8 protein-coding genes and 1 pseudogene are annotated in these 9246 nt (G+C 63.6%); 8 read left to right on the top strand and 1 reads right to left on the bottom strand.

Features of this window, described 5'->3' with window-relative positions; genetic code table 11:
* Window positions 1-29 precede the first annotated feature (29 nt).
* Both miaB and RWT78_RS25080 read left to right on the top strand, forming a co-directional pair.
* Entirely contained in the window at window positions 30-1577 is a 1548-nt protein-coding gene (gene miaB / locus RWT78_RS25085) for a tRNA (N6-isopentenyl adenosine(37)-C2)-methylthiotransferase MiaB (RefSeq protein WP_047271495.1), read from the top strand.
* On the top strand, window positions 1574-2164 hold the full coding sequence (locus tag RWT78_RS25080) for a hypothetical protein (RefSeq protein WP_003942155.1): 591 nt from the start codon (window positions 1574-1576) through the stop codon (window positions 2162-2164). Before miaB ends, RWT78_RS25080 begins: the two co-directional genes overlap by 4 nt.
* A gap of 94 nt (window positions 2165-2258) precedes the next feature.
* On the opposite strand, the gene RWT78_RS25075 is transcribed toward RWT78_RS25080, so the two are convergent.
* Complete coding sequence (locus RWT78_RS25075) at window positions 2259-3644, bottom strand: DUF349 domain-containing protein (protein WP_003942193.1); 1386 nt, start codon at window positions 3642-3644, stop codon at window positions 2259-2261.
* Window positions 3645-3783: 139 nt separating this feature from the next.
* Between RWT78_RS25075 and RWT78_RS25070 the strand changes: the two genes are divergently transcribed.
* From RWT78_RS25070 to RWT78_RS25045, 6 genes and pseudogenes are all read left to right on the top strand, one after another.
* Complete coding sequence (locus tag RWT78_RS25070) at window positions 3784-4545, top strand: class III extradiol dioxygenase subunit B-like domain-containing protein (RefSeq protein ID WP_314681675.1); 762 nt, start codon at window positions 3784-3786, stop codon at window positions 4543-4545.
* Complete coding sequence (gene miaA / locus RWT78_RS25065) at window positions 4533-5468, top strand: tRNA (adenosine(37)-N6)-dimethylallyltransferase MiaA (protein WP_007735177.1); 936 nt, start codon at window positions 4533-4535, stop codon at window positions 5466-5468. The genes RWT78_RS25070 and miaA overlap by 13 nt, the downstream gene beginning before the upstream one ends.
* Before the next feature lie 84 nt (window positions 5469-5552).
* Window positions 5553-6224, top strand: a complete 672-nt coding sequence (locus tag RWT78_RS25060; RefSeq protein WP_007735179.1) for a class F sortase — start codon at window positions 5553-5555, stop codon at window positions 6222-6224.
* A 32-nt stretch (window positions 6225-6256) separates the two neighbouring features.
* A complete protein-coding gene (gene dapF, locus RWT78_RS25055; protein WP_054188586.1) occupies window positions 6257-7126 on the top strand; it encodes a diaminopimelate epimerase in 870 nt (289 codons plus the stop codon).
* Between the two features lie 75 nt (window positions 7127-7201).
* Complete coding sequence (gene hflX / locus RWT78_RS25050) at window positions 7202-8677, top strand: GTPase HflX (protein ID WP_003942213.1); 1476 nt, start codon at window positions 7202-7204, stop codon at window positions 8675-8677.
* A 10-nt stretch (window positions 8678-8687) separates the two neighbouring features.
* Window positions 8688-9246 (top strand): annotated as a pseudogene (locus RWT78_RS25045) (hypothetical protein); the annotation flags it as partial.

Raw genomic sequence — 9246 nt, 5'->3', positions numbered from 1 at the left:
TAGGCTGAAGCGTGTCACTGATCGACGAAATGTCCCCTGCACTTCCGGAGCCGACTGCAGTTCCGGAGCCGACTGCGAAGTCTGTTCGCACCTACGAGGTGCGGACGTACGGCTGTCAGATGAACGTCCACGATTCCGAGCGACTGTCCGGTCTGCTCGAGGACGCCGGGTATTCGAAGGCGGAGACCGGAACCGATCCTGATCTTGTCGTCTTCAACACGTGTGCGGTCCGCGAGAACGCGGACAACAAGTTGTACGGCAACCTCAGCCAGCTCGCCCCGAACAAGGAGGCGAACCCCGACATGCAGATCGCGGTCGGCGGGTGCCTGGCGCAGAAGGATCGTGACACCGTCGTCAAGAAGGCGCCGTTCGTCGATGTCGTCTTCGGCACTCACAACATCGGCTCGCTGCCCGCGCTGCTCGATCGTGCGCGTCACAATCAGCGCGCCGAGGTCGAAATCCTCGACGCACTCGAGGCGTTTCCGTCGACACTGCCAGCCAAGCGCGAATCTGCTTATGCAGGTTGGGTTTCCATCTCGGTGGGCTGCAACAACACGTGCACGTTCTGCATCGTTCCGGCCCTGCGTGGCAAGGAAGTGGATCGACGTCCCGGCGACATTCTGGCCGAGGTGCAGGCACTCGTCGACGAGGGTGTCTCGGAAGTAACCCTGCTCGGACAGAACGTCAATGCCTACGGCGTGTCGTTCGCCGATCCGGAACAACCGCGCGATCGCGGAGCCTTCGCCTCCCTCTTGAAGGCATGTGGACACATCGACGGCCTCGAACGGGTGAGGTTCACATCGCCGCACCCGGCAGAATTCACTGACGACGTCATCGAAGCGATGGCAACCACTCCCAACGTCTGCCCGCAGCTGCACATGCCGTTGCAGTCCGGTTCGGACAAGGTTCTCAAAGCGATGAAGCGCTCGTACCGCAAGTCGAAGTACCTCGGGATCATCGAGAAGGTGCGCGCCGCAATGCCGCACGCCGCCATCACCACGGACATCATCGTCGGGTTCCCGGGGGAGACGGAGGAGGATTTCGAGGAGACGCTGGACGTCGTGCGTAAGGCGCGATTCTCCAACGCCTACACCTTCCAGTACTCCAAGCGCCCGGGCACGCCGGCGGCGGAGATGGCCGATCAGCTTCCCAAAGAGGTTGTCCAGGAACGCTACATGCGATTGCTCGCCGTTCAGGAAGAAGTGAACATCGAGGAGAATCGCAAGCTCGTCGGCACCGAGGTCGAACTCTTGGTGGCAGCGGGGGAGGGTCGGAAGAACGCGGCGACTCAACGTCTCAGTGGTCGCGCGCGAGACGGTCGCCTGGTGCATTTCCGCCCCGAGGGAAACCTCGACGGCACAATCCGACCCGGTGACGTGGTGACGGTCGTCGTCACCCACGGAGCCCCTCATCACCTCGTGGCAGATGACGGAGTGCTCACGCACCGTCGGACCCGCGCCGGTGATTCGTTCGAAAAGGGCATCACACCCAAGACCCCGCCCATCGGCGTAGGTCTCGGACTACCGAAGATCGGTGCCCCGGCCCCACAACCCGTCCAGATGGGATGCAACGCATGACCTCGCAACACGAGAACACGACACCACAGCCGGGCGACGACGCCTTCGAGGGCTACCGCAAGGATCTCGACGACGCGGAACGCAAGGTCGCGGGAGAAATCGATCCGGGTGTGCGCGCCATGGTTGTCGCGGTTGCGGTGCTCGTGCTGGTCGGCACCCTTGCACTGCCACATGCGGGAGTTGCGAACGGCTGGGATGTGCTCGCGTACAACCAGGACGCGGAAACCGAACGGATTGCACTGTTCTCACGCTTGTTCGTGTGGTTCGTCGTCATCTTCGGCATCGGATTCTCGATGCTCGCGCTGGTCACGCGGCGTTGGAGTCTGGCCTGGGTCGCACTCGCCGGCAGTGCCGTGGCGAGCGCTCTCGGCATGATGGCCGTCTGGTCGCGTCAGACCATTCCCGCCGGTTTCAATGTGGCAGGACCGTCGATCGGGCTGATCATCGGATGGTTTGCCGTCGTGTTCTTGACGTTCCATTGGCTCAAGGTGGTCTGGACACGAACCAACATTCAGCTCGCTGCCGAGGAGCAACGCCGGATCGCTGCGGCCGAAGCCGAGAAGCATCAGGAATGGAACGTCGGCTGACACAGCAGGCCGTCCGTCCAAAGCACAAGACAACGCCGGCTAACTCCTTTCGGAGTCAGCCGGCGTTTTTGTTGTCTTTACAGCTCGTCGTCGATTACTCGTTGACGGCGCTTTCGGCAGCTTCGGCCCACTCACGCCACTGCTTGGCCTGAGCGAGAGCCTTCTCGGCGTCCTTTGTCTTGCCGGCAGCCTGAGCCTTGGCGGCCTGCTCCTCGAACTGGCTCACCCGCTCCTTGAACTGCGCGACCCGGGCAAGTGCTTCCGGATCGGTGCGACGCCACTCGGCGTCGACCGCGTCGCGCACCTTGGTTTCGATGGCCCGGAGCTTCGCTTCGAGTTCCTGCATTCGGTCGCGCGGCACCTTGCCGATCGCGTCCCACTTCTCCTGCAGGTCGCGAAGCGCTGCGCGGGCGTTCTCGAGTCCGTGTGCCGGATCGATGTTCGCATTGGCAGCGAGCAGCTCCTCCTTTGCAACCGCGTTCTGCTCGAATTCGGCATCGCGCTCGGATGCAGCAGCGTTGCGCGCGGCGAAGAACACATCCTGAGCGCCCTTGAAGCGCTTCCACAGGTTGTCGTCGGCCTCGCGCGGTGCGCGGCCGGCAGCCTTCCACTCGCTGAGCAGATCGCGGAATTCCCCGGCGGTCTGTCCCCATTCAGTGGAGGTCGACAGCTTCTCGGCGCGCTCGACCAGTTCTTCCTTCGTCGAACGGGCGCTCGCACGATCCCGGTCGAGTTCGGCGAAGTGGGCTCCACGTCGTCGGTTGAAGGACTCACGAGCCTTCGAGTAACGCTTCCACAGTGCGTCGTCGACCTTGCGGTCGATTCCGCGAATCGTCTTCCACTCGTCGAGAATCTCGCGCAGTCGATCACCCGCGGTCTTCCACTGGGTCGACTCCGAGCCGATCTGCTCGGCCTCGACTGCGAGGGCCTCCTTGCGGGCGGTGCTTGCCGCGCGCGACTGTTCCTTCTCTTCCTTCGCGTGCGCTGCGGCCTCGTCGGAACCGGCAACGATCACGTCGAGTCGGCGAGCCAAAGCGTCGAGGTCACCGATCACTGCAGCGGTCGAGAGGGATTCGGACAGAGCGATGGCGGCAGCCTTGGTCTTCTTGGCGTCTCCGGCGCCCGACGTCAGTCGCGCCTCGAGTAGCGAGACCTCGGTCGCGAGGTCGTCGTAGCGACGACCGAAATGGGCGAGGCCCTCGGTGGCGTCGCCGGCCTGCCACGAACCGATCTGACGTTCACCGTCAGCGGTCTTCACCCAGGCGGTTCCGTCTTCCTCGACGCGTCCGAACTTGCTCGGGTCGCTGGCCGGTGCGGCGGTGACGGCATGCGAGGCTGCTGGTCCGGGGCGAGGTGCTCCGGGGCGGGGCGCACCGGGGCGTGGTCCACCAGGTTTGGGAGCGCCGGGTTTGGGTGCTGCCGGGCTCGGGCTGGCCGAACTGCTGTCGGCGCCGGTGGTGGGTTCACTGTTCTCGGTCATCGGTCCTCGTCTCTGCCGCGCGTCACGGCTGCCTGATCGCATTCCTGGTTCCATTGAACCCGGTACTCACGTTCTCCGACTATTGAATCAGGTAAGAGGGTGTGAGGTCGCCACCTCGGGGTCGACTAGCGTGGCAACTGTGTTGACTTCCGCTGTTCTCGTCCCCTCGGCGCCGTTACTCGTGCCGGAATTGTCCGGTGATTCGGCCGAGTCCGCTCAGGTGCGTGCTGCAGCGACAACCGCCGTGAGCCGGCTCGCTCACGAGGCGGTGCACTGGGTGGGCGTCGGTGTCGGCCCCGAGAATGCAGAACCCGAGAAAGCAGCAGGCGAACTCTGGCGATCGGGCGTCGGACGTGGGCAGATCGGTACGTTCGCTGGATTCGGCGCCGATGTCCGGACGTCACTGGACGCGGATGCGGCAGGCGAACCGGTGCCATCTCTCGAACTGTGCGCCCTTGTTGCCGGCTGGTTGCGTGGCCGAACAGACGTGGAGATAACCGTCGACATGTACGTCGTCAGTGCAAAGGCGTCGGCGAATGAATGTCGTGAATTCGGGCAGCAGCTGCGCAAGCAACTCGACAGCGACAACCGACCGCAAGGGCTTCTGATCGTTGCTGACGGTGCGTCCACGCTGACGGCAAAGGCGCCAGGAAGCTTCGACGAGCGCGCCGCGGGTGTGCAGTCGGCCATCGACGACGCCCTGACGGCCGGGGACCCGGAGGCGCTGCTTGCTCTCGATCCGCGGCTCTGCCGCAGTGTCGGAGCCCAGGGGCGCGCGGCGTGGCAGGTCCTGGCCGGTGTCTTTACGTGCTCGTCTCGGTCGGCCCATCCTCGCGCGACGGTCGACTACAGCGATGCGCCGTTCGGCGTCGGTTACCACGTCGGGACGTGGCGGCCGTGAACGTCCCTGAAGAACTTCGCCCGATCGCAGTTGTCGGTCCGACAGCGTCGGGAAAGTCCGATCTCGCGTTGGCACTGGCCGAGGAATTCGGCGGTGAAATCATCAACATCGACGCGATGCAGCTCTATCGCGGCATGGATATCGGGACCGCCAAACTGACACCGGCCGAGCGCCGTGGGATTCCGCATCACCTGCTCGACGTTCTCGATGTGAAGGAGACCGCCACCGTCGCGCGTTATCAAAGCGACGCGATCGCGATCGCCGAGGATCTGATCGCGGCGGGCAAGGTTCCGGTGATCGTCGGCGGATCCATGATGTACGTCCAGTCTTTGCTCGACGAATGGTCCTTTCCGGCAACCGATCCCGAGGTTCGTGCGAAGTGGGAGGCGGTGCTCGCCGAAGGAGGGGTCGGTGCGGTGCATACGGCGCTTGTTGCTGCTGATCCGGTAGCAGCGGCGTCGATACTGCCGACGGACGGTCGGCGGATGGTTCGGGCGCTCGAGGTCGTCGAGCTGACAGGTCTGCCGTTCGCGGCCTCGGCGCCGCAGATCGGTGACCCTCGATGGGGAACCCGCATTCTCGGCGTGGATCGGGATACGGAAGAACTCGACGCCCGGATTCGGTTGCGAACAGAGCTGATGTTTTCAGACGGACTTGTCGACGAAGTTGCCGTGCTCGTCGAGCAAGGATTGCGTGATGGCGTCACCGCGCCGCGAGCCATCGGCTACGCACAGGTGCTCGCACATTTCGACGGTGAATACGATCTGGCCGAAGCACTCGAACGGACGTTCATCGGGACACGGCGCTATGTTCGCCGACAACGATCATGGTTCCGTCGTGACGCACGCGTGCACTGGCTCGACGGTGCCGATCCGGAGCTGCCCAACTCCGCCTTCGCGGCGCTCGCAGATCGCGGTCTGTAACACGATCGAGCGGATCAGCTATCTTACAGTTAGCTATTTCGCGATCGATCGGTTTCGCGAGCGATGAACTGGAGGTCAACGAGCATGGCGCAGACCGCGGCGCACGCGCATCCGAAACGTCGACGCGCGGGTCGGCTACCGCTGGTTCTTCTGCTCGTCACATTTCTCACGGTCGGCGGGGTACTGATCTACTTTGCGGTGAGTGCGGCCGGGAAGCCCATCAGCGCACCTGTTCCCGAAGCGCCCTTCGATGTGGGAGCCCCAACCGATCCAGGGGCGACGTGGGCGCCTGCGCCAACGGATCTGCCGCCGAACACGCTCGCGATTCCCGATCTGGATGTGCGAGCCGACATCGTGACCAGTGGGTTCGGCGCCAACCGCGGAATGATCCTTCCGCATCCTGACAAGGTTTCGCATTTCACCAACGGCGTGCAGTTCGGATCTTCGGAGGGTACCAATCTTGTTGCCGGCCACGTCGACGACGGTGACCGCACGCACGGCGCCTTGTGGGGGCTGCACCAGATGAAGCCTGGAACACCGATCTATGTCAGTGACGACACCGGAACGATGTTCACCTATCACGCAGCGAGCCTGAAGTTGTACGAAAAGGTGGCTTTGCCTGCGGAGTTCTTCTCCGAATCCGGTGCGCCCAGGCTTGTCCTGGTGACCTGCGGCGGCGCAACCGTGCCCGACCCCTCGTTGCCGTCCGGCTTCACGTACGAACAGAACGTCGTGGTCACCGCGTCACCTGCGTAAGTCGCTCGGTAGGTCCGGATAGGATGGCGACCATGGATTTCAGTAAGGGCCACGGCACGCAGAACGACTTCGTTGTTCTCCCTGACCTCGACGTTCGGATCGATCTCGAGTCGGCGCGAGTTTCAGCGTTGTGTGATCGTCAGCGTGGCCTCGGCGCCGACGGCATCCTTCGTGTCGCCCGGGCAGGCGCACTTGCGGACGCGGGCGTGCTCGGTGCGCTGCCCGACGGCGTCGCTGCCGAAGACTGGTTCATGGACTACCGCAACAGCGACGGCTCCATCGCCGAGATGTGCGGAAACGGCGTTCGCGTATTCGCCCACTATCTCAAGGCCTCGGGCTTGGAGAGCAAGGACGAGTTCGTGGTCGGCAGCCGCGCCGGAGCGCGTCCGGTCGTGGTGCACGGCTACGACGCCACGCATGGTGACGTGACCGTGGCGATGGGCCCGATCAAGGACCTCGGCACCAGCTCGGCAACAATCGACGGCCGCGTCTTCGCCGGCGTCGGGATCGACGTCGGTAATCCGCATTTGGCGTGTGTCGACGAGCACGTGACGGCAGAAGTTTTGAGTGCGCTCGATTTGAGTGTTTCTCCGGGCTTCGATCCCGGGTTCTTCCCGCACGGGGTCAACATCGAGATCGTGACGCCGATCCACGACGGTGGGGTCCACATGCGCGTACACGAGCGTGGTGTGGGCGAGACTCGTTCCTGCGGAACCGGAACGGTCGCAGCGGCGGCCGCGGCGCTGAGGTACGACGGCCGCGATGAAGGCTCGGTACTGGTGCGCGTGCTCGGTGGCGAGGTGCAGGTCACCGTCGAAGGCGGCAAAGGGTCGTTGCGGGGGCCCTCGGTTCTGGTGGCGAACGGGACGATCAGCGATGCCTGGTGGCAATCGCTTGTGTGATATCGCCCGCGGGAAATACGCCTGCAGGAAATACGGATGCACCGTGGCCAGGTTTCGTGGGACCATGGATCTTGTATGACGAACACACATGAAAACGAAGAGTCCACCGCTCACGAGCAGTCCGAGTACGCGCAAGCCGAATACACGGCAGCGTCCGCATCGGGCAACCCGTCGACCGGTGAGATGCAACTCGCAGATCGCGGCGCCCTGCGCCGCGTGGCCGGTCTGTCGACCGAGCTCGAGGACGTCACCGAAGTCGAGTACCGCCAGCTTCGACTCGAAAGAGTTGTCCTGGTCGGCGTCTGGACGCAGGGAACTGCCGAGCAGGCCGAGGCGAGCATGACCGAGTTGGCCGCACTTGCCGAGACGGCCGGCTCCGAGGTCCTCGAAGGACTGGTTCAGCGTCGCGACAAACCTGACGCTGCCACCTACATCGGTTCCGGCAAGGCGCAGGAACTGCGCGAAGTTGTGCTGGCGACCGGTGCCGACACCGTCGTCTGCGACGGTGAGCTGACGCCGGCGCAGCTCACGGCGCTGGAGAAGATCGTCAAGGTCAAGGTCATCGACCGGACAGCTCTGATTCTCGACATCTTTGCTCAGCACGCCACTTCGCGTGAGGGTAAGGCGCAGGTCGCTTTTGCTCAGATGGAGTACATGCTCCCGCGTCTGCGTGGTTGGGGCGAGTCGATGTCGCGCCAGGCCGGTGGCCGTGCCGGCAGTAACGGCGGTGTGGGTCTGCGTGGTCCCGGTGAAACGAAAATCGAGACGGACCGCCGTCGTATTCGTGAGCGCATGGCAAAACTACGCCGCGAGATCAAGGGCATGAAGGCCGCTCGCGACACCAAGCGCACACGTCGACTGCAGAGCGACATCCCGTCGATCGCCATCGTCGGATACACCAACGCGGGCAAATCGAGTCTGCTCAATTCGCTCACCGGATCGGGTGTGCTCGTGGAGAACGCGTTGTTCGCCACCTTGGACCCGACCACTCGCCGCGCAGCACTCGACGACGGCCGCGAGTACGTACTCACCGACACGGTCGGCTTCGTGCGACACCTGCCGACTCAGTTGGTCGAGGCATTCCGCTCGACTCTCGAGGAAGTAACCGACGCGGATCTGCTGCTGCACGTCGTCGACGGTTCGGATCCGTTGCCGACAGAACAGATCAAGGCTGTGCGGGAAGTCGTCACCGATGTTCTGCGCGAGACGGATTCGAAGGCTCCGCCGGAGTTGATCGTGGTCAACAAGATCGACGCGGCAGATCCGGTTACGTTGACGCAACTGCGTGGTCTGTTGCCTGGTGCCGTGTTCGTCTCGGCGCGTACGGGTGAGGGAATCGCCGAACTACGAGCACATCTCAGCGAGGTGCTGGTTCGGCCGGAGGTCGAGGTCGACGTGCTGGTGCCGTACACGCGCGGTGACTTGATGGCTCGAATCCACTCGGACGGAACAATTTTGGAATCGACTCACGAAGAGGCCGGCACGCGGGTGCACGCACGCGTGCCACAGATGTTGGCCTCGGCATTGGTCGAGTACGCACCTAGTGCGTAGTTTCGGGGCCGTGGTCGCGGTGATTGCTGCGACTACGGCAACCGCACTGCTTCCCGGAGCGCTCGCACAGGCGTCGTCGTTCGAACCGAGCGAGTTCGCCCCACTCTGTACGCCTACCGATCCTGCGCTCCAGGAGTTGTCGGGGATGGTCGTCGTCGACGATCGGATCTACGCGATGGGCGACGGCGGCAGTGACGACTTCGTATTCGAAATGGACCTGAACTGTGTTGTCCAGAAACAGATTCCGGTCCCGATAGATCCTTACGACGTCGAAGATCTTGCGGTGAGTGGGCGAACGCTCGTTCTGTCGGACACCGGTGACAACCTCCGGACCCGCGAAACAGTGGCGTTCATCACGATGGACCTCGATTCCGGTGACGGTACGTTGCACCGCCTCACGTACCCGGACGGTGCGCACGACACCGAGTCGATACTGCTAGACCCCGACGGCCACGTTTTTGTCGTGACCAAGGAATTGTTCGGCGAAAGCAGTGTCTACACACCGATCGGGGATCAGAAACTGAGTGACTTGGCGCAGCCCGGCCCGACGCCGCTCGAGCGCGTCGGAG

The sequence above is a fragment of the uncultured Rhodococcus sp. genome, from assembly GCF_963525155.1.
In the GTDB taxonomy this organism is placed as follows: Bacteria; Actinomycetota; Actinomycetes; order Mycobacteriales; family Mycobacteriaceae; genus Rhodococcus_F; species Rhodococcus_F qingshengii.
Note: the sequence above shows the minus strand (reverse complement) of the source record. Positions and strands in the feature narration are given on the sequence as shown.